This window comes from Marinomonas sargassi, from assembly GCF_025716875.1.
Lineage (GTDB): Bacteria > Pseudomonadota > Gammaproteobacteria > Pseudomonadales > Marinomonadaceae > Marinomonas > Marinomonas sargassi.
This window is the reverse complement of sequence record NZ_JAOVZB010000003.1, coordinates 127,622-145,743: the sequence shown is the minus strand read 5'-3', so window position 1 is coordinate 145,743 and position 18,122 is coordinate 127,622. Positions and strand designations below refer to the sequence as shown.

Here is an 18,122-nt window from a genome sequence, read left to right as displayed (position 1 = left end):
AAGATTCAAACAATATGAATATACTTGTGTTGGCTTACTGCATGTTTTGCAGCGACCCAAGCTTGTAACCTAGGTATATTAACAAGCCCTTTAGTACTACAGAGCTCAACTCGACCTTCTACACCAGATTGTATACGTGACAGCAACGGCTCTGGCAGTTCCTGCTCCAGACGACGCAATAGCTGCGCAGCGACACCAAGACTTGGCTCGATAATCTCACAGCCTGTTCCAAGAACAGACTCAAACACTGCTTTCACTAAAGGATAATGGGTGCAAGCAAGTACTAAGGCATCAATATGATTGGCTTGCATCTCTGTTGCTAGCTTTTCAATTGTAGCAGTCACCCTAGACCGTGAATCAGGCCATGCATCAATATCATAAGCCAATGATTCAGAAGATTGGACAGTAACATAAGAATCGTTTTGCCATTTTTCAATAAGCTGTTTTAGCCTTGCACTATTAGCCGTTACTGGTGTTGCCAAAACAGCTACTCTTCGCTCTTTAGATAAATAACAAGCGGGCTTTACCGCAGGCTCAACGCCAATAATAGGGATATTGATGCTCTCCCTTAGTTTATCAATAGCGACAACAGTGGCTGTATTACAAGCTACAACAATGGCAGATACACCTTCCTGCTGAAAAAAACGTCCTAATGTGACAAGCCTATTTTGAAGTTGCTGAATCGACTTATCTCCATAAGGGGCAAAGGCTTCATCAGCCAAATAAACAAGATCGAGATAAGGTAGCTTCTGCTGAATACTATTAAGTATCGATAAGCCGCCAGCACCAGAGTCTAATACTCCAACTTTCAAACTTAATCACCTTGCCTTAGGGAAGGTATCGGCAACTCAACAGGCTCCCTTTCAAGTTCAACGCCATACTTTTCAAAAACAGCATGCTTTACTTTTTCTTCCAGAGCCAATAAAGCATTCGCGCTCGACTCCGAATAGTTCACTAAAACTAAAGCTTGCTTAGGGTATACCCCTACCCCTAAATATTCTTTGCCCTTCCAGCCAGCTTGGTCTATTAACCAGCCAGCCGCCAATTTATATTGTTCACCATGGGCAAAAGACACAAGTTCAGGGAATTGCTCCTTCAAAGATGTATGTTTCTCTTGGCTGACAATCGGGTTTTTGAAAAAGCTTCCTGCATTGGCTATTTTTGCTGGCGAAGGTAGCTTACTTTCCCGTACTTCGCATACGAGTTCAAAAACACTTTTTAAAGTCGCCTCGCCTTTAAGCTGGCTATGCAGACCACCATAACTTAACTCTAACTCTGCTTGTTTCTTAAGCTTGAGTTCAATCGCTGTGATAATCAGATTGTCTTTCCATTTACCTTTAAAATGACTATTACGATACGCAAAGCCGCAATCTTCAGCTGGGATCCAAAACACATCCGCTGTCTGTTTATCTATCACTTGGACTTTAGATAAAACATCTTTGACTTCAACACCGTAAGCGCCAATATTTTGTACTGGTGCAGCCCCTGCGGTTCCCGGTATGAGAGCAAGATTTTCAATGCCGTACCAATTTTGATAAACAGTGTATTCAACTAACTTATGCCATTCTTCCCCGGCAGCCACTCTCAGCGTGACATTTTCGCTATTGCTAGTGTCAGCATTAATGCCCATCAGACGATTAATAATCACCAAGCCAGAAACATGTCCAGAAATCAGTAAATTACTACCACTACCTATTACAGTAACAATTTGGTCATTCTCTTTGCCCCAAAGAAGTAATGCTCTTAATGAGTCAAGGTTATCTGCTATTGCAAAGTATTCGGCTTCATAGTCAAAGCGAAATGTATTAAAGGCTTTTAGAGATATGCTTTTCTGAATAAGCTGGTCGATAGAATCAGGTGATGTCATGGGGGCTATATCATTAGAAGTTAAGGATCATTAAAAATTAAAGAGTTTCTAAGTGAGCAACAAAGGCTTGGGAAATCGCCGTAAGATGCTCTCTCATATGAACAAAGCCTTCGTCACCACCATAATATGGATCATCCACTTCACCAAATTGAGCGCGCTCACAGAATTCGCCAAACATAACAACACAAGCTCGACTATCGGCTGGCTGTAGTTTTTCAAGGTTAGCTAGATTCGCTTTATCCATTGCGACAATCCAATCGAAGTTGTAGAAATCCTCTTCACAAACTTGCCTAGCGGATTGACTACTGATATCTATGTTCACTTGCCTTAAGCTGGCAATAGAGCGTGAATCCGGCTTGTTCCCTACGTGGTAGGCGGCGGTTCCTGCAGAATCGAGTTCTAAAAAAATACGACTTTCTTTAGCAACCGTTTCTAGAATTCCTTGTGCCGCAGGAGAACGACAAATGTTCCCCAAGCAAACGGTTAGGACTTTAAAGGATTTCATTTTCCCGCACTCGAATTCAGGCGTTCATCGGTTGTCAGCGTACGAGCTTCTGTTTCTAGCAATACGGGAATGCCATCACGAATTGGGTATGCCATGCCGCCTGCTTTACTAATCAATTCGGAGCCATCATCACTCAGTGTCAAAGGAGATTTAGTCACTGGGCAAACAAGTACATCTAATAACGCTTTATTCATGGTGTGTATCCACCTTTATTGATTTAAGTTTGTCTAAGAAAGCCTGCTGAAAGCCATCTGGCAAATCGATAGAAACAGGCAGATACCATGTATCTTTATTTGTTAAGCCAATTGCCTGACATTTTACCGCATCTTTTTCCGTCATAATAACAGGCTTGTCGTTTGGAATATCTTCCACTTGGTAATCGTGATGGTCATCAAACCAAAAATGACTGCTATTTTGGGCGTTTAGACCGAGCCCAGATAAAGTTTCTAAAAAGCGATCTGGATTACCGATACCAGCAACGATATGCCAATTGTCGTTTTCTGCAAAGGCTTGAGATGACAACCAAGACTCACCTGTATGTAGATTAATCAAATCATTTGCCACTAGCGGCATTAGGGTAACAGGCGTATCAATATCTGATAACTGAGGAGTTATTTTTCGACTAACACTTATAACAAAGTCTACTGTCGATAAACGTTCGATCGGCTCTCTCAAAGGTCCAACGGGTAGTAACTGACCATTACCCACACCCCTTTTCGCATCTAGCATGGCGATTTCAATATCTCGATCTAATTGATAATGCTGCATGCCATCATCAGAAATAACGATATTGATGTTGGTATGTTTTAAAAGGTGCTGAACAGCCAAATCCCGCTTAGGGTAAACAACCACAGGGCGAGATGTCTTACGAGCCAGCATTAATGGCTCATCGCCGACTTCTGAGGCTTTGCTGCCTTCTTGCAGTAAAATAGGTGAAGTGACCTTAACTCCGTGCCCTCTTGAGACAATACCAGGGCGATAACCATTATTGATAAGGAGTTTACAGAGGGCATCTACCATGGGGGACTTGCCAGTACCTCCAACACTAATGTTGCCCACTACAATCACAGGCACTGGTGCTTTGTAAGACCGTTCAGGGAAAGCTAAAAATGCTTTCCTCTTATTTTCGACACAATGTTTTACTATTGGCTGAAGTGGGCGAAATACATTTGTCCAGCCATGTTTACCGTACCAAGAACGAGTTAGAAATGACTCCAAACTCATTGTGACTGCTCTTGTTTCGCAGTGTGGGCAAGTTTAGTGATGCCAAGTGCTGCGGCGGCATCATAAGCTTTCAATACCATATCGTACGAGGCTTTTGCATCTGCGGTAATAATAAGAGGACGAGATACATCACCTTCGGTAATTTCAGTAATACCCTGTATCAGAGTAGCTACTTGTTCATTCACTAAGGTTTGACCATTAATAACGTATTGCCCGTCTGCAGTAATCACCAGTTCAACATTCAGCTCCCTATCAGATCGTGGAGCATCTGTAGTCGCTGTTGGTAAGTCGATGGTTAGCTCAGTGCTTTTATTAAAGGTGGTACTGACCATGAAGAAAATGAGTAATAGAAAAACAACGTCAATTAACGGTGTTAAGTTAATTTGTACGTCATCTATCTTTTGACGACGAAACTTCACTACGCCGCTCCTGACTTGCTTTTATCGCCATGTAAGACATCAACTAATTTTGTTGTTTGCTGTTCCATAGTGACCACAAGTACATCAATTTTACGGCTAAAGAAACGGTGGAAAATAAGTGCAGGTATGGCAACACCGAGGCCTGCTGCCGTAGTCAACAAAGCTTCTGAAATACCGCCTGCTAATAATGCAGTATTACCAGCGCCGCTTTCCATTAATACTGAAAAGACCTTAATCATACCGACTACGGTTCCCAATAGACCAAGCAGAGGGGAAATGGCGGCTATTGTACCGAGTGTATTCATAAATCGTTCTAGATCATGGATAACATGACTTGCTGCTTCCTGAACGCTTTCTTTCATCGCACTACGTCCGTGCTTAGAATTCAATAAGCCAGCGGCAAAAATAGATGATAAACCGGCTTTAGATTGCATAGAGCGAATATAATCGATCGACATTCTATCGTCTCTTAAGCGTGTCATTACGTCATTCAACAAGCCCTTAGGCACAACGTCAGACTCCCTAAGAGTCCAGAAGCGTTCCAAAATAATAGCCAACGTTAAAATAGAACAGGCAATTAATGGCCACATAAAATAACCACCAGTTTGAATAAAAGCTAACACTTGGCTCTCCATTTCGATTTTGCAGATAATCAATTTTGACGATAATTTACCACACTCTCTAGTTTTTCTACACGTTTACAAGTGTCCGATCTCAAAAGAAAAATAGAATAAATGCAGGCAGAGTGTTTCAAGCGAATTTGTTCACCTACAAAGTAAATATGCAATGACTCATTAGGCAAGACTTCTAACCAGCCAACCTGTAAGGCATCAAGCTTAGTAACTAAACTTATGGGACCTACTTGCTCAAGGACAATCCAGTCGACATTCGAATTAATCAAAGTCTCTGATGACAACTCGACAACCCTGGAAGGGGATAGAAAAAGGTTCATCTCAGAATAGGAAGGAAAGCTACGGGTCACATTCAACTCTCCTAAAGAGCCAATATACCAATCATTGGACAGTAGCAGCTTTTCTCTATTAGAAAGCAACAAACTCCCATAGCTATTTTCCACGACAAAATCGGCTTGCTGAAAATAATTTGAAGCAGGAAAAAACAGGACAATTACAATAAAAATGAAAGCTAACCAGCCCCTTTTTAAAGGGCTATGAAAGACCCAATAGACAACTAAAAATAGCAGCAGCCAACGATGTATAGACGGGGAATTTAATTCAAAATCTAGTAACGGTGTATTGAAAGCCCCCCATTCCATCCAACTTAGTACATAGCTAAGTAGACTATCTAATACGCGATAAGCATGGTCTGTTGATAAAAGCAGAGTCTCAAGACAAGAAAGCCAACCCCATGGGAACCAGATAAAGGCCGCAAAAGGAATCAGAACGAGATTCATCAATATAGACACACTAGATATGGCCTCTTGCCAGCCTAGAATTAAGACCATCGAAGCCGTACTCAACATCAATTGAATAAAAACTATACGGCCAAATTTGTGTTTCACGGTAAAAAAACTAATTAACAAATACACCATACTAAATGATAGCCATAGGCCTGCATTGAGAATAGCTCTTGGCTCAATTAAGAGAACGAGCCATAAAGTGAAAGTAACAACCTGCAATGCAGACACTCGTATCAACAGAATACGCGCCCCCAAATAAAGGCTTAGCATTATCATGGCTCGTACTACGGGCTCCCCCCAACTCGTCAAGTAGCCATAAAAAAGTAATAAGGGTGGAATCGCGATAGCTTCTAACTGCCAACGGGTAAATCCACGCAGAAGTATTCGATGTGGCATAAGCCACCAAATAACGCGACAAATTTGCATACCAAGTACAAACATAAAGCCTGTATGCAAACCAGATACAACAAATAAATGCGCTAAGCCTAAGGTTCGTATTACCCAAGTATCTTTTTCACCCCATAAGCTGGCATCGCCAAAAAGTAGCGCTTTAGAAAACCGCCATGATGAAGCGTGAGCAAACTTTTCATCCAATACGCCCAGCCAGCTGTGTCTAATAGATTCATCATTTAATTGCACTAAGAATGGTTTAATTAGAGGCTCTAACTCGATTTCAGCCGACAATCGTTTTTGGTAAAGCTGCCGTTGCTTCCATCCCCCACTTTTATCTGACAGGGTTACTTTTTTAACCCAATAGACTTCATTGTTTCGTGACGTATTAATTGCTTGCTCTAAACCTAGGTACCTTAAAGAGAACTCTACGCCCTGCTCCAAATAAGCATTGGAAGGCAAACGAATAATTACCTTGTCTTTTCTTAGAAAAAATCTTGTTTGATATGGTTCATCCCTTGTCAGATACATTTCTCTCGAATCAAAATTGACTAATATCCTCTGACCTTCTTCAATTGGTAATGTTTTGGTAACAAAGAATTCACTATTAACTGCTGAAATTATTGAAATAAAAATGAAAGAAAGCACTATCCAACGTTTTACGACGATTAGGTAGAGACACACCAGAACGATATGCGTAGAATACAGCCCGACATAATCTAACGGCACCAAGACGGCGCCAATTAAAATGGACAAACTCGTTAGTAACATAAGACCTCCATGTCTTAAGTTGCCTTTGGTTTTTTTACCTTACTATGCCAAGAAACTATTTACGCAAATTTATTCCTAACCCTGAAAAGCTGAAAAAAAATAAAGCTTTAGGCGTTTTAGGGTCTCAAATTTACGAGGCTAATTTGTGGCATTTAAATAGAAAATCAGTTGCTCGTGGATTTTTAAATGGCCTATTTTGGGCGTTTATCCCTATGCCATTTCAAATGCTTGCATCTGCTTTACTTGCCATCCCCCTAAGAGCAAACATTGCCGTCTCTTTGACTTTAGTCTGGATTACTAACCCTTTCACCATGCCGTTTGTATTTTATTTCAACTATAAACTCGGCACTTTCATTTTAGGGAATAAGGACACTAGAGACTTCAAGCTCTCTATTGAGTGGATATGGGATAAGATGGAGTACATCTGGTTACCGCTTTTCACAGGATCCGTGGTGGCAGGTTTAATTGCTGGCGCAATAGGCTACGGCCTGATTATTTTCTTATGGCGCTTCCATGTAATTAAGCGCTGGCAGCAACGCAAGCACAGATAAAAGCCTCAAAAAAAAGCGCCGCTAAATAACTTAACGGCGCTTTTTTTTTTACATTTAACGCTTACTCATTTACAAATAAAGCTTACTTTAACCTTGCTAACTTCCCTTGTGAAAGTCGGTAGGCTGAGTCCATCCAGTTAAGCATTTTTTCATCATGGGTAACAATCAAAAAGGCCATATCACAAGTTTCTTTAAGCTCATTTATTAAAGCTTGTATTTCCATTGATGTGGTCTCATCTAAGTTCCCTGTCGGCTCATCCATCAAAACACAAGCTGGCTGGTTCGCAAGAGCACGGGCGATGGCAACGCGCTGCCTTTCGCCGCCCGATAACTGTGATGGCTTATGCTTCATTCGATCTTTTAAGCCAACCTGAGCAAGTAATTCAGAGCCACGTTTGCTAGCAGCCTCTTTGCTCACGCCAGCAATCCACATGGGCATAACCACATTTTCTAATGCTGTAAATTCTGGCAGCAGGTGATGAAATTGATAAACAAACCCCATCTCTCGGTTTCGCATCTTTGAGCGCTGCTTATCTTTCATACTTGACCAAGCATGACCTGCAAGCTTAACCTCTCCTGTTGTTGCTAGGTCAAGTCCAGCTAATAGATTGAGTAAGGTTGTTTTACCCGACCCTGATGCCCCAACAATGGCACAGGTTTTTCCTTTTTCAAGAGAAAAGCTAATATCACTAAACACATCTACGACCTGTTTGCCGTCTTGATATTGTTTAGAAAGCTGATTGCACTCAAGCACAGGACTATTATTCATAACGCAATGCCTCTGCAGGTTCTACTTTAGATGCTCGCCAAGCAGGATAAATGGTGGCTAAGACAGTCATAATAAAAGCTGATGTCACAATGACTCTGACGTCAGACCACTCCAATTGAGATGGTAAATAATTAATAAAGTAGACATCTGCATTTAGAAATTGGACATCTAATAAAGACTGCACTCCAGCGATGATATCGCTCACATTAAGAGCTAAAGTCACACCCAAAATCACGCCGATTAAGGTACCTAACATACCAATAAAAATACCTTGCACTATGAAGACACACATTACTTGCCCAGAAGTAAGTCCCATGGTTCTCAAGATGGCGATGTCGTTACGCTTATCGGTAACCACCATGACCAAGGTCGATACTATGTTAAACGCCGCCACAGCAACAATTAACAAGAGCAGCAGGCCAATCATGGTCTTTTCCATTTGAATGGCTTGAAACAAATTACCGTGAGTTCGAGTCCAATCACTCACCCTATTTTGTCCGGGTACAGCATGGGCAATATCCCAAATTCGACTGGATGCCACGAACAAATCATCAAAAGCAATTCTTAAGGCTTCTACGGATCCCTCAGGATAACGCTTCAACTTCGCTGCATCATTTATGTTGATATAAGCCAGACTACTGTCTAACTCAGCACCCACTTCAAATGTTCCCACCAAAGTAAAACGCTTTAATACAGGGGAAACACCCACAATAGAAACATTCGCTTTAGGAAGGATGGCCGTTACTTTATCACCAATACTTACCCCAAGCCGCCTTGCTAACTGCCCGCCAAGAACAATACCAAATCGAGTATCATTGAGGGCTTCCAAAGAACCTGTGACGATATGCTCGTCAATGATAGAGACCTTCTTCTCTAGCTCAGGGTTAATACCATTTAATATGGCACCATGGACACTGGACCCAGACTGAAACATAACTTGTGCCTGAGTATTCGGTGCAACTGCAATCACGTTAGGCATTCTTTCCACTATTGACGCGCTCGCCTGCCAATCATCTAACTCAGGGTTACCCCATAAAGTGGCATGGGGTACCATGCCCAAAATACGCTGACGCAACTCTCGATCAAAACCATTCATGACGGACAAGACAGTAATTAATACCATGACACCTAGTGCAAGGCCTGCTATTGAAGAGAAACTAATAAAAGAAATGAAATGATTGGCACGCTTAGCTCGAGCGTAACGTAAACCAATAGTGACGGGGAGAAAGTTAATCAATGTGTATCCTTGCATAAAAAATGGAGGAGACAAGACTCCTCCATTAGGGATTGCACTTATTATCCGAAACCGCGATCGACTTATTTATGCATCGAAGTCCATACCGATTCGGCGGCCTACTTCTTCATATGCTTCGATAACACCACCTAAACCTTGGCGGAAACGGTCTTTATCTAGCTTTTCTTTAGTTTCAGCATCCCATAAACGGCAACCGTCAGGTGAGAATTCATCACCAAGAACCACTTCGCCATTAAAGATTCCAAACTCAAGTTTATAATCCACTAAGATCATACCACCTTCAGCAAACAAAGCTTTCAATACATCGTTCACTTTGTAAGTAAGCTCTTTTGCTTTTGCTAGATCAGCGGCTTTCGCCCAACCAAAAGATTCAACGTGTGACTCGTTAATCATTGGATCGCCTAGTTCATCGTTCTTCAAGAACAATTCAAAAGTAGGAGGTGTTAAAGTAATACCCTCTTCTACTCCTAAACGACGACACAAGCTACCAGCGGCAAAGTTACGTACGACGCACTCTACAGGCATCATATCGAGACATTTCACTAAAGACTCAGTATCACTCAATAATTTTTCAAAGTGAGTAGGAATGCCAGCTTCTTGTAATTTGGTCATGATAAATGCATTGAACTTATTGTTTACCATGCCTTTGCGGTCTAGCTGTTCAATTCTTTTACCATCAAATGCTGAAGTGTCATTGCGAAATACTAGAACCATCTTGTCAGGATCATCTGTACGAAATACAGATTTTGCCTTACCTGCATACAGCTCTTCTCGTTTTTCCATTGGGTGTCTCCAATTGAGGGGTTAGTCTTATTAATTTATAAAGCGTTGCGCAAGTATAAAGGATACGATCTCAGGATATTTCGCAGCAGAAACATCAATAACTAAGAAGTCACCCTTTTTTTGACGTTGGACTTGATAAGTGTATTCTCGCTCTTGCCATTCAACATCATCTAAGTCTCGACGATAAACGTTAAATAATTTTTTTGTCTCTCCATTGCCTACTGGAACAACAAAATCAATAACGTCACCAACGCGTGCTACTTTTTCTTCAGGTACTGGTGATAATGTACTTTCAGAATTAGCCATTAAGTAGAGTCCAGCAGATAATATTTTAGACTCAACAACATCATCTGTAACATCATTTCCTAAACGAATACCGTATTCACCGTTATGATTAATCCAGATAGGAAAATCAGTTGTTTTATCTAATGTTGATAGATAAGCCGAAGATTCATCGACTTTGCGACCAATATTTCCCCAAAGACGCGCAATAATCGAATGCACCTCTGTATTACTTGCTGGACTCATCCAATCTGTTGGCTCTTCGCCTCTTTTTTCATGACGGAATTGGATCGCCACTTTAGTGCTTTGCTCGCCTTCAGAAAACTCAAGGGAAAGCACCGTTTTTTCTGGGTATAACCGAGTAATACTGCTCCAAATAGCAGCAAGCTTACCTTGCTTCTTTAGACTAAGTTGAGTTGTGACAAGTGTCGTTTCAGTCTGCGAAGCAATCACTTCTCCCTCACCGTGAACAGAAGAAAGGTAATCTGAAATGATACGTTTAGATTGTTGTGCGTTAGCTGGAATGGAGAATTCAACTGAATTCTCTGTTTCTACATAAGACACGGCTGCCATTGGGTAAAATACAAATGGGGATCGAGGAATAGTAAAAGGCGTGACCTCTGTTACGTCAGCAATTACCTCTTCATTTGGGATCACCATTATATCTTTTTGTTCAAGGGCACCTTGTGGCAACTCTAGTTTATTCGAAGTCGCTTTCGTATTTTGATAATCACTAGAATGATCCGTGTAAAACAAACTACAGCCAGAAAGGGACACTGTCAGCACACTAAAAGCTGCTACATTTGCTAGAGCTTTATTCATTCTGATAAAACTCCTGATTTCACTAAGGCTTCACGAACTAAAGACTGATATTCCTTAGCTAATGGCGTCAGCGGTAGACGAATACCATCACCACATAAACCAAGTTGAGTACAAGCCCATTTTACTGGAATAGGGTTTGATTCTAAAAATAGGTTCTCATGAAGTGTTGCAATTTTAGCATCAACTGCTTTTGCTTGTTCTGCGTCACCATTTATTGCGTATTCTGCCGCTTGAGCAACAGATTTAGGGGCAACATTCGCTGTAACAGAAATATTTCCTTTACCACCTAACAACATTAAAGAAACGGCAGTAGGGTCATCACCTGAATAAACTAGACAAGAATCTGGTAAAGCTTTAATAAGAGCTTCGCCTCTTTCAAGGTCACCGGTAGCATCTTTAATACCAACAATATTTTTATGGGAAGATAAACGCACTACCGTCTCATTTTGCATATCGCACATGGTTCTGCCCGGTACGTTATACAGAATTTGAGGAATATCTACAGCATCCGCTACAGCAGTAAAGTGCTGAAACAAACCTTCTTGTGTGGGTTTGTTGTAGTAAGGTGTCACCAATAAACAGGCGTCAGCTCCTGCTTCTTTAGCTCTTCTGGTTAAATCAATGGCTTCATGGGTTGCGTTCGCACCCGTGCCAGCAATAACCGGAACTCTGCCATTAACAGTCTTCACGACTTGGCGAATAACATTGGCATGCTCTTCATGGGTTAAAGTAGAAGATTCACCCGTTGTACCAACCGCGACAATACCGTGAGTACCTTCATTAATATGAAACTCAATTAGATCATCTAATTTGTTAGTGTCTACAGCGCCATCTGCTGACATAGGGGTGATAAGCGCAACTAAACTACCTGTGATCATTTCAAGTCTCCGATAAAATTATAAGCGCGCCTATAGTAACGCTCAGATGGAAGTTTAACAATAATTGACTGTCGTAAAGCCCATGTAAATTAACAAGAATTTTAAAACCAGAGATTTTTTTTGCCTGACTTGTTAAGCTATTTAATAGACTTATTTTGTTACCCACTGACATTGCATTGAGAGACTTTTAATATGACGATCGAGATAGGACAAATTGCACCAGATTTTAGTGCTAAAGATCAAAACGGTGAAACCATCACACTAAGTCAATTCCGTGGAAAAAAAGTTGCCTTATACTTTTACCCACGTGATAACACCCCTGGCTGTACAGCGCAAGCTTGTGACTTAAGAGACAATTACAACGCCCTGCTAGCTCAAGACTTTGTGATTCTAGGAATTAGCACGGATACAGAAAAGAAGCACCAAAACTTCATCGCAAAATATGACCTCCCTTTCCCACTCATAGCGGACGTAGACAAAGCTGTCCATGAGCTTTATGGAACTTGGCAGCTGAAGAAATTCATGGGCAGAGAGTCTATGGGTACGGTAAGAACAACCTTCATTATCGATGAGGAAGGCAAAATCTCAGACATAATCAGCAAGGTCAAAACCAAAGAACATGCAGCTCAAATACTCAAATAGAGCACATTTCAAATAAAAAAGGCGCGATAAATATCGCGCCTTTTTTATTTGAAAGCAATTACTGCCTAGTGAGTCTATCGTTACCTAAAATCAAAGGGACAGATGAACGGTAAGGATTAATATCCAACCCACCTCGCCTTACATAACGGGCATATACCGTGAGAGATTCAGGCTTACATTGACGCATAATATCGATAAAAATACGTTCCACACATTGCTCATGAAAATCCGTATGCTCACGGAATGAGACAATATATTTCAATAGGCTTTCATGGTTAATTTGAGGCCCTTTATAGTCAATAAAGACTGAACCCCAATCAGGCTGATTCGTCACAGGACAATTGGATTTTAATAAGTGACTCACCAAGCGCTCTTCTACAAAACTTTCTTCTTGAGCTACTGATAAAAGGTCCGCGTTCGGGTGGTAGTCTGTTATTTCCACATCCAATTCATCAATGCAGTAATCTGGCGTTAATACCACCAAAGAAGACATGCTATCAACATCTCTTAAAACAACAGAAACATTCCCTTTGACTACATTAGACAAATCACGCTCTAAAATAGCCTGCACTTCTTCCATCGATTCATAGCGCATTTGATTTAAAGAATTCAAATACAACTTGAATGATTTTGACTCAACAATATTTGGCGAATTACAAGGCAAGCGAAATTCAGCAATGGCTGCTATTGGTTTGCCTTTTAAATTTAGCCATGACACCTCATACGCGTTCCATATATCTTCTCCATAAAATGGAAGGCGTTCGGACTCAATTCCCATCTCGGTCCATTTATCCACTCTCGGAATGGGGTAAAGCAACCCTGCATCGTACTCAGAAACATATTCCGTTTGCTGACCTAAGGGTAAAAAGCCCATATAACACTTACCTCAATTTCTAATTCCCTTGCCCTTCTCAAGCAAATGTAAGCTATAAGAAAAAAGAACAAGTATAAACACAGATATCATTACTAATGCCCAATATGCATCAATGTCAGATACACCAAGAATGCCAAATCTAAAAGCATTCACCATATAAAGCACCGGATTTAAGAGCGACAGAGATTGCCAAAAATCAGGCAATAAATCAATCGAATAAAAAACACCGCCTAAATATGTCAAAGGCGTTAAAACAAAGGTCGGGATAATGGACACATCATCAAAGCTTTGAGCGTAAAGCGCGTTCACAAAGCCCCCAAGCGAAAACATAATTGCCGTTAGAAATACCACTAATACGGTAAGTAACAAGTTTTCTACTAACAAATTAGTAAAAAACAATGACAGTATTGTGACAACTAAGCCAACCAATAAACCACGCGCAACACCACCCAAAACATACCCTAATAAAATCACCCAATTAGGTGTAGGGGATACTAGCAACTCTTGGATGCTATGCTGAAATTTCGCAGAAAAGAACGAGGAAGACACATTGGAGTATGAGTTGGTAATCACCGACATCATAATTAAACCAGGGACAATATACTCCATGTAAGAAAAGCCCCCCATTTGACCAATACGACTACCGATTAAATTACCAAAGATAGCAAAATATAATGTCATCGTAATGGCAGGTGGCAACAGGGTTTGTGGCCAAATACGAGTAAATCGACGAATCTCTCTTGTTAAAATTGTAAAGAACGCAACCCAGATTTCAGAGTTTTTCATATCACTTTCCTTTAACCAATTTCACAAATAGCTCTTCAAGTCGATTTGACTTGTTGCGCATACTCAACACATTGATTGATTGCTCACTTAAAGCACTAAATATTGCATTCAACGACTGCCCCTTGACCACTTCCACTTCAGCGGAGCAAGAAGTCTCATCAAATGCTACGGAAAAACCTGCTACCCCCCACCCATTTGGCAAAGGATTATCTAAATCCAAAATAAACGTTTCTTGATTCAAGGTTTTTAATAAAGCACTCACACTGGTATTCTCGACAATTTCTCCAGAGTTGATGATGGCAATATTTCGACACAATTGTTCTGCTTCTTCTAAGTAATGTGTCGTTAGTATAATGGTCGTCCCCTGCTCGTTCAGCTTCTTAATGAACTCCCACATAGAGCGACGTAACTCAATATCCACACCAGCGGTAGGCTCATCTAAAATGAGCACTTCGGGCTCATGAATTAGTGCCCTAGCTATCATTAGGCGACGTTTCATACCACCCGATAACATTCTCGATTGAGTGTCTTTTTTATCCCACAGATCAAGCAGCTTTAAATACTTCTCAGCTCTTTCCATGGCCAAAGGGCGTTTGATGCCATAAAAGCCCGCCTGCGTGACCACCACGTTAAAGACAGTTTCAAAAACATTAAAATTGAATTCTTGCGGTACCACACCTAGGTATTTTTTTGCTTTAGCGAAATCCTGATCAATATCCACACCAAATATCGAAACTGAACCAGAAGATTTATTAACCAAGGAACTTAGGATTCCAATAGCCGTAGATTTACCGGCACCATTTGGACCAAGCAAGGCAAAAAAGTCACCCTTTTTCACCTTCAGATTAATACCTTTTAACGCCTCAAAACCATTTTCGTATTGCTTTTTAAGGTCTCTTATTTCAATTGCATATGTCATAATTACAACTCTCGTATGGCAGACGCCATCTAAATAATTCGCTAACAAGGTTTTTACGTGGAAAATCGCACTCTATATATACTCAACGCCTTTGAAGACTTACGTCACCGTATTTCTGAACACGCCCCTTTTAACCAAACCGATCTAGCAGAAGAGGAGCAGGACTTTTTAGATAAATGGGATCAGTTAAGCACAACCATCAAACAAAACAGCCCGGATTACACTTTTATTGCTCAGGATGTCCTCTCCCGCTTCATTCGCTGCTATGCAAACCTCGTCCCTCTAATAAAACGCGAGTTATTATGGTTCACAGGCGGAGAATGCCTTCACTTTTTAGGTGACGAGGAAATTGCGTTATACCAAAATTTAGAAGATCGATTGTATGAGCTAGACAGCAAACAACAAGATTATAATATTGCTGAGGAAATACAGGCTTTACGTGAACTCCCGACAGGTCAGATTCACTAAATATTAGGGTGGAGCTATCTCCACCCTAAATAGTTCTACTTCATACCCTTAAACACTAAGGTTCCATTTGTTCCGCCAAAGCCAAATGAATTATTCAAAACCACATTGATTTTGCGTTTCTGCGGTGTGCTTGGTACATAGTTTAAATCACAGCCTTCACCTGCTTCATTTAGGTTAATGGTTGGCGGCGCTATCTGATCTCTAATAGCAAGAACAGAAAATATTGACTCAACGGCACCAGAAGCGCCTAACAGGTGTCCAATCATAGACTTAGTTGAACTTATAGCGACATCAGTCGCGGCTCCAGCCATAAGAGTTTTAACAGCCTGTGTTTCAGCTAAGTCACCTGCTAATGTAGATGTACCATGGGCATTAATATAGTCCACGTCTTCTGGCTGTAATTTGGCATCTTTCAAGGCCGCGCTCATTGCTGAAACAGCACCTGCACCGCCCTCAGGAGGAGCCGTCATGTGATGGGCATCATCACTCATGCCAAAGCCCACTAATTCTGCATATATTTGCGCGCCACGGGCAACAGCATGTTCGTATTCTTCAAGCACGAGCACCCCTGCACCATCCCCCATTACAAAACCATCGCGGTCTTTATCCCAAGGGCGGCTTGCCGTTTTAGGGTCATCATTACGTGTAGATAAAGCTCTAGCTGCGCCAAAACCACCAATACCTAGAGGTGTAATTGCCATTTCAGCGCCACCGGCTACCATTACGTCAGCATCGCCATATGCAATCATGCGCCCAGCCATACCTATGTTATGCGTACCTGTTGTACAAGCTGTCACTATGGAGATATTAGGCCCTTTAAAGCCAAATCGAATCGCCACATGACCAGAAATCATATTAATAATCGCGCCAGGAACAAAAAATGGAGAAATACGTTTTGGGCCAGATGCATTCAATAATTCAAGGTTTTTCTCAATCATTGGCAAACCACCAATACCTGAGCCTATCGCACACCCTACTCTAGACAAATCAGCAGTTTCTTCATTAAGGTTGGCATCATCTAGTGCCTGTACTGAGGCGGCAATGCCATACTGAATGAAAAGATCCATCTTCCGAGCTTCTTTGTTGCTCATATATTGAGTCGCATCAAAGTCACTCACTTGCGCGGCAAAACGAGTTGAGAACTGGCTCACATCAAAAGATGTGATATCAGACACACCGCTTTTACCTTCCAAGATATTATCCCACGTATCTTTCACGTTATTGCCAAGGGGGGTCACCATTCCAATTCCCGTGACTACAACCCGACGACGAGACATACAATTCCTCCAGAATTTATTGTTTTTATTGAACGACTAATAATAAGAAAAGCCGCTGTATTACATACAAGCGGCTTTTCGGGAAACTCAGTAAATCAAAGTCTTACAAGTTAGCGTTGATGTAGTCATTCGCCGCTTGTACAGTTGTAATTTTTTCAGCTTCTTCATCAGGAATTTCAGTATCAAATTCCTCTTCAAGAGCCATAACTAGCTCTACAGTGTCTAGAGAGTCTGCACCAAGGTCATCTACGAAAGAAGCAGTCATTACAACTTCCTCTTCTTTAACACCTAGTTGTTCACAAACAATTTTTTTTACGCGTTCTTCAATGCTACTCATTAGAAGTTCCTATTCTACTCATTAACAGCTCAGTGTGAGCATATTATTATTCGATAACTATTTACATGATTCTCGACATGAACCGAAAACGTATTTTCGTCGAATTCAAAATAAAATTCAACTCAAATTACGACATATACATGCCGCCATTCACATGTAATGTCTCTCCGGTGATATAAGCCGCGCCTTCTGACGCTAAAAATGCGACTGAAGCCGCAATTTCTTCTGGTTGACCAAGACGAGCCGAAGGTACTTTCTCTACCAATTTCGCCTTGTGTTCTTCTGGAAGAACCTTAGTCATATCTGTTTCAATAAAGCCTGGTGCAACACAGTTCACGGTAATACCGCGGGATGCAATCTCAGCCGCTAGAGAACGACTAAAACCTTCTAAGCCAGCTTTAGCTGCTGAATAATTTGTTTGCCCACCATTGCCCATAGAGCCAACAACAGAGCTGATGCTAATAACACGACCAAACTTCGCTTTTGTCATACCACGAAGACATGCTTTAGTAACACGGAAAACAGAAGTTAGGTTAGTGTTCACCACTTGCTCCCACTCATCTTCTTTCATACGCATCATTAAGTTGTCGCGAGTAATACCGGCATTATTTACCAAAACGGTAGGCGCACCAAATTCAGCGGTAATTTCTTTAACTACAGAATCAACAGATTCGCTCGATGACACGTCTAGGACCCAACCTTTACCATTTTCACCAAGGTATTCGCTAATACTTTGCGCACCGGACTCACTTGTTGCTGTACCAATAACAGTAGCGCCCTGAGCAACCAATGCTTTTGCAATGGCTTTACCAATTCCACGAGTTGCCCCTGTTACCAGAGCAATTTTCCCTTCAAGACTCATATTCGTCTCCACAAAACCAATTAA

At 41.2% G+C, this 18,122-nt stretch carries 22 protein-coding genes; 3 read left to right on the top strand and 19 right to left on the bottom strand.

Features of this window, described 5'->3' with window-relative positions; translation table 11 throughout:
• Positions 1-5 precede the first annotated feature (5 nt).
• Genes murI through OFY17_RS07535 form a run of 8 tightly spaced genes read right to left on the bottom strand, consistent with a single transcriptional unit; the run spans position 6 to position 6,593 of the window.
• Positions 6-812, bottom strand: coding sequence for a glutamate racemase (murI, locus tag OFY17_RS07570; protein ID WP_263530122.1), 807 nt, complete (start codon positions 810-812; stop codon positions 6-8).
• Between the two features lie 2 nt (positions 813-814).
• Positions 815-1,867, bottom strand: a complete 1,053-nt coding sequence (gene murB, locus OFY17_RS07565) for a UDP-N-acetylmuramate dehydrogenase (RefSeq protein ID WP_263530121.1) — start codon at positions 1,865-1,867, stop codon at positions 815-817.
• A 37-nt stretch (positions 1,868-1,904) separates the two neighbouring features.
• Positions 1,905-2,372: a low molecular weight protein-tyrosine-phosphatase gene (locus OFY17_RS07560; protein WP_263530120.1), complete on the bottom strand. Its 468-nt coding sequence runs from the start codon at positions 2,370-2,372 to the stop codon at positions 1,905-1,907.
• Positions 2,369-2,566, bottom strand: a complete 198-nt coding sequence (locus tag OFY17_RS07555; protein WP_263530119.1) for a Trm112 family protein — start codon at positions 2,564-2,566, stop codon at positions 2,369-2,371. Before OFY17_RS07555 ends, OFY17_RS07560 begins: the two co-directional genes overlap by 4 nt.
• The gene (lpxK, locus tag OFY17_RS07550; RefSeq protein ID WP_263530118.1) at positions 2,559-3,596 is read right to left on the bottom strand and encodes a tetraacyldisaccharide 4'-kinase; all 1,038 of its coding nucleotides are present in this window, start codon (positions 3,594-3,596) and stop codon (positions 2,559-2,561) included. The genes OFY17_RS07555 and lpxK overlap by 8 nt, the downstream gene beginning before the upstream one ends.
• Positions 3,593-4,015, bottom strand: a complete 423-nt coding sequence (locus OFY17_RS07545) for an ExbD/TolR family protein (RefSeq protein WP_263530117.1) — start codon at positions 4,013-4,015, stop codon at positions 3,593-3,595. Before OFY17_RS07545 ends, lpxK begins: the two co-directional genes overlap by 4 nt.
• The gene (locus OFY17_RS07540; protein WP_263530116.1) at positions 4,015-4,638 is read right to left on the bottom strand and encodes a MotA/TolQ/ExbB proton channel family protein; all 624 of its coding nucleotides are present in this window, start codon (positions 4,636-4,638) and stop codon (positions 4,015-4,017) included. The genes OFY17_RS07545 and OFY17_RS07540 overlap by 1 nt, the downstream gene beginning before the upstream one ends.
• 29 nt (positions 4,639-4,667) lie before the next feature.
• Positions 4,668-6,593: a ComEC/Rec2 family competence protein gene (locus OFY17_RS07535; RefSeq protein WP_263530115.1), complete on the bottom strand. Its 1,926-nt coding sequence runs from the start codon at positions 6,591-6,593 to the stop codon at positions 4,668-4,670.
• 44 nt (positions 6,594-6,637) lie between these two features.
• Here OFY17_RS07535 and OFY17_RS07530 point away from each other — a divergent pair, with 44 nt between their 5' ends.
• Positions 6,638-7,144 carry a DUF2062 domain-containing protein gene (locus OFY17_RS07530; protein ID WP_263530114.1) on the top strand — a complete coding sequence of 169 codons (507 nt, stop codon included), beginning with the start codon at positions 6,638-6,640 and terminating at the stop codon, positions 7,142-7,144.
• An 82-nt stretch (positions 7,145-7,226) separates the two neighbouring features.
• On the opposite strand, the gene OFY17_RS07525 is transcribed toward OFY17_RS07530, so the two are convergent.
• From OFY17_RS07525 to dapA, 5 genes are all read right to left on the bottom strand, one after another.
• Positions 7,227-7,913: an ABC transporter ATP-binding protein gene (locus OFY17_RS07525; RefSeq protein WP_263530113.1), complete on the bottom strand. Its 687-nt coding sequence runs from the start codon at positions 7,911-7,913 to the stop codon at positions 7,227-7,229.
• Complete coding sequence (locus OFY17_RS07520) at positions 7,906-9,150, bottom strand: lipoprotein-releasing ABC transporter permease subunit (RefSeq protein ID WP_263530112.1); 1,245 nt, start codon at positions 9,148-9,150, stop codon at positions 7,906-7,908. The genes OFY17_RS07525 and OFY17_RS07520 overlap by 8 nt, the downstream gene beginning before the upstream one ends.
• Positions 9,151-9,234: 84 nt before the next feature.
• A complete protein-coding gene (gene purC, locus OFY17_RS07515; RefSeq protein WP_263530111.1) occupies positions 9,235-9,951 on the bottom strand; it encodes a phosphoribosylaminoimidazolesuccinocarboxamide synthase in 717 nt (238 codons plus the stop codon).
• Positions 9,952-9,981: 30 nt separating this feature from the next.
• Entirely contained in the window at positions 9,982-11,055 is a 1,074-nt protein-coding gene (locus OFY17_RS07510; RefSeq protein ID WP_263530110.1) for a hypothetical protein, read from the bottom strand.
• Entirely contained in the window at positions 11,052-11,933 is an 882-nt protein-coding gene (gene dapA / locus OFY17_RS07505; protein WP_263530109.1) for a 4-hydroxy-tetrahydrodipicolinate synthase, read from the bottom strand. The genes OFY17_RS07510 and dapA overlap by 4 nt, the downstream gene beginning before the upstream one ends.
• Positions 11,934-12,125: 192 nt before the next feature.
• Between dapA and bcp the strand changes: the two genes are divergently transcribed.
• Positions 12,126-12,575 (top strand): thioredoxin-dependent thiol peroxidase, encoded by a 450-nt coding sequence (bcp, locus tag OFY17_RS07500; protein WP_263530108.1) that lies wholly within the window; start codon positions 12,126-12,128, stop codon positions 12,573-12,575.
• Between the two features lie 58 nt (positions 12,576-12,633).
• Here bcp and queF read toward each other — a convergent pair whose 3' ends face one another.
• Genes queF through OFY17_RS07485 form a run of 3 tightly spaced genes read right to left on the bottom strand, consistent with a single transcriptional unit; the run spans position 12,634 to position 15,154 of the window.
• Entirely contained in the window at positions 12,634-13,449 is an 816-nt protein-coding gene (queF, locus tag OFY17_RS07495) for an NADPH-dependent 7-cyano-7-deazaguanine reductase QueF (RefSeq protein ID WP_263530107.1), read from the bottom strand.
• A 12-nt stretch (positions 13,450-13,461) separates the two neighbouring features.
• Positions 13,462-14,235 carry an ABC transporter permease gene (locus OFY17_RS07490; protein ID WP_263530106.1) on the bottom strand — a complete coding sequence of 258 codons (774 nt, stop codon included), beginning with the start codon at positions 14,233-14,235 and terminating at the stop codon, positions 13,462-13,464.
• Position 14,236: 1 nt separating this feature from the next.
• Entirely contained in the window at positions 14,237-15,154 is a 918-nt protein-coding gene (locus tag OFY17_RS07485; RefSeq protein WP_263530105.1) for an ABC transporter ATP-binding protein, read from the bottom strand.
• 57 nt (positions 15,155-15,211) lie between these two features.
• On the opposite strand from OFY17_RS07485, the gene OFY17_RS07480 reads away from it, so the two are divergent.
• Positions 15,212-15,622 (top strand): PA2817 family protein, encoded by a 411-nt coding sequence (locus tag OFY17_RS07480; RefSeq protein ID WP_263530104.1) that lies wholly within the window; start codon positions 15,212-15,214, stop codon positions 15,620-15,622.
• A 35-nt stretch (positions 15,623-15,657) separates the two neighbouring features.
• Here OFY17_RS07480 and fabF read toward each other — a convergent pair whose 3' ends face one another.
• The 3 genes from fabF to fabG all read right to left on the bottom strand — a co-directional run bounded on the left by fabF (position 15,658) and on the right by fabG (position 18,098).
• Positions 15,658-16,899 (bottom strand): beta-ketoacyl-ACP synthase II, encoded by a 1,242-nt coding sequence (gene fabF / locus OFY17_RS07475; protein ID WP_263530103.1) that lies wholly within the window; start codon positions 16,897-16,899, stop codon positions 15,658-15,660.
• 103 nt (positions 16,900-17,002) lie between these two features.
• The gene (gene acpP, locus OFY17_RS07470; protein ID WP_263530102.1) at positions 17,003-17,236 is read right to left on the bottom strand and encodes an acyl carrier protein; all 234 of its coding nucleotides are present in this window, start codon (positions 17,234-17,236) and stop codon (positions 17,003-17,005) included.
• A gap of 127 nt (positions 17,237-17,363) precedes the next feature.
• Positions 17,364-18,098, bottom strand: a complete 735-nt coding sequence (fabG, locus tag OFY17_RS07465; RefSeq protein WP_263530101.1) for a 3-oxoacyl-ACP reductase FabG — start codon at positions 18,096-18,098, stop codon at positions 17,364-17,366.
• Positions 18,099-18,122 lie beyond the last annotated feature (24 nt).

Excerpts from the sequence above, each read along its gene's own strand:
- murB (WP_263530121.1), bottom strand. The coding sequence starts at position 1,867 with ATGACATCACCTGATTCTATCGACCAGCTTATTCAGAAAAGCATATCT.
- OFY17_RS07560 (WP_263530120.1), bottom strand. The coding sequence starts at position 2,372 with ATGAAATCCTTTAAAGTCCTAACCGTTTGCTTGGGGAACATTTGTCGT.
- OFY17_RS07555 (WP_263530119.1), bottom strand. The coding sequence starts at position 2,566 with ATGAATAAAGCGTTATTAGATGTACTTGTTTGCCCAGTGACTAAATCT.
- lpxK (WP_263530118.1), bottom strand. The coding sequence starts at position 3,596 with ATGAGTTTGGAGTCATTTCTAACTCGTTCTTGGTACGGTAAACATGGC.
- OFY17_RS07535 (WP_263530115.1), bottom strand. The coding sequence starts at position 6,593 with ATGTTACTAACGAGTTTGTCCATTTTAATTGGCGCCGTCTTGGTGCCG.
- OFY17_RS07530 (WP_263530114.1), top strand. The coding sequence starts at position 6,638 with ATGCCAAGAAACTATTTACGCAAATTTATTCCTAACCCTGAAAAGCTG.
- OFY17_RS07525 (WP_263530113.1), bottom strand. The coding sequence starts at position 7,913 with ATGAATAATAGTCCTGTGCTTGAGTGCAATCAGCTTTCTAAACAATAT.
- purC (WP_263530111.1), bottom strand. The coding sequence starts at position 9,951 with ATGGAAAAACGAGAAGAGCTGTATGCAGGTAAGGCAAAATCTGTATTT.
- OFY17_RS07510 (WP_263530110.1), bottom strand. The coding sequence starts at position 11,055 with ATGAATAAAGCTCTAGCAAATGTAGCAGCTTTTAGTGTGCTGACAGTG.
- dapA (WP_263530109.1), bottom strand. The coding sequence starts at position 11,933 with ATGATCACAGGTAGTTTAGTTGCGCTTATCACCCCTATGTCAGCAGAT.
- bcp (WP_263530108.1), top strand. The coding sequence starts at position 12,126 with ATGACGATCGAGATAGGACAAATTGCACCAGATTTTAGTGCTAAAGAT.
- queF (WP_263530107.1), bottom strand. The coding sequence starts at position 13,449 with ATGGGCTTTTTACCCTTAGGTCAGCAAACGGAATATGTTTCTGAGTAC.
- OFY17_RS07490 (WP_263530106.1), bottom strand. The coding sequence starts at position 14,235 with ATGAAAAACTCTGAAATCTGGGTTGCGTTCTTTACAATTTTAACAAGA.
- OFY17_RS07485 (WP_263530105.1), bottom strand. The coding sequence starts at position 15,154 with ATGACATATGCAATTGAAATAAGAGACCTTAAAAAGCAATACGAAAAT.
- fabF (WP_263530103.1), bottom strand. The coding sequence starts at position 16,899 with ATGTCTCGTCGTCGGGTTGTAGTCACGGGAATTGGAATGGTGACCCCC.
- acpP (WP_263530102.1), bottom strand. The coding sequence starts at position 17,236 with ATGAGTAGCATTGAAGAACGCGTAAAAAAAATTGTTTGTGAACAACTA.
- fabG (WP_263530101.1), bottom strand. The coding sequence starts at position 18,098 with ATGAGTCTTGAAGGGAAAATTGCTCTGGTAACAGGGGCAACTCGTGGA.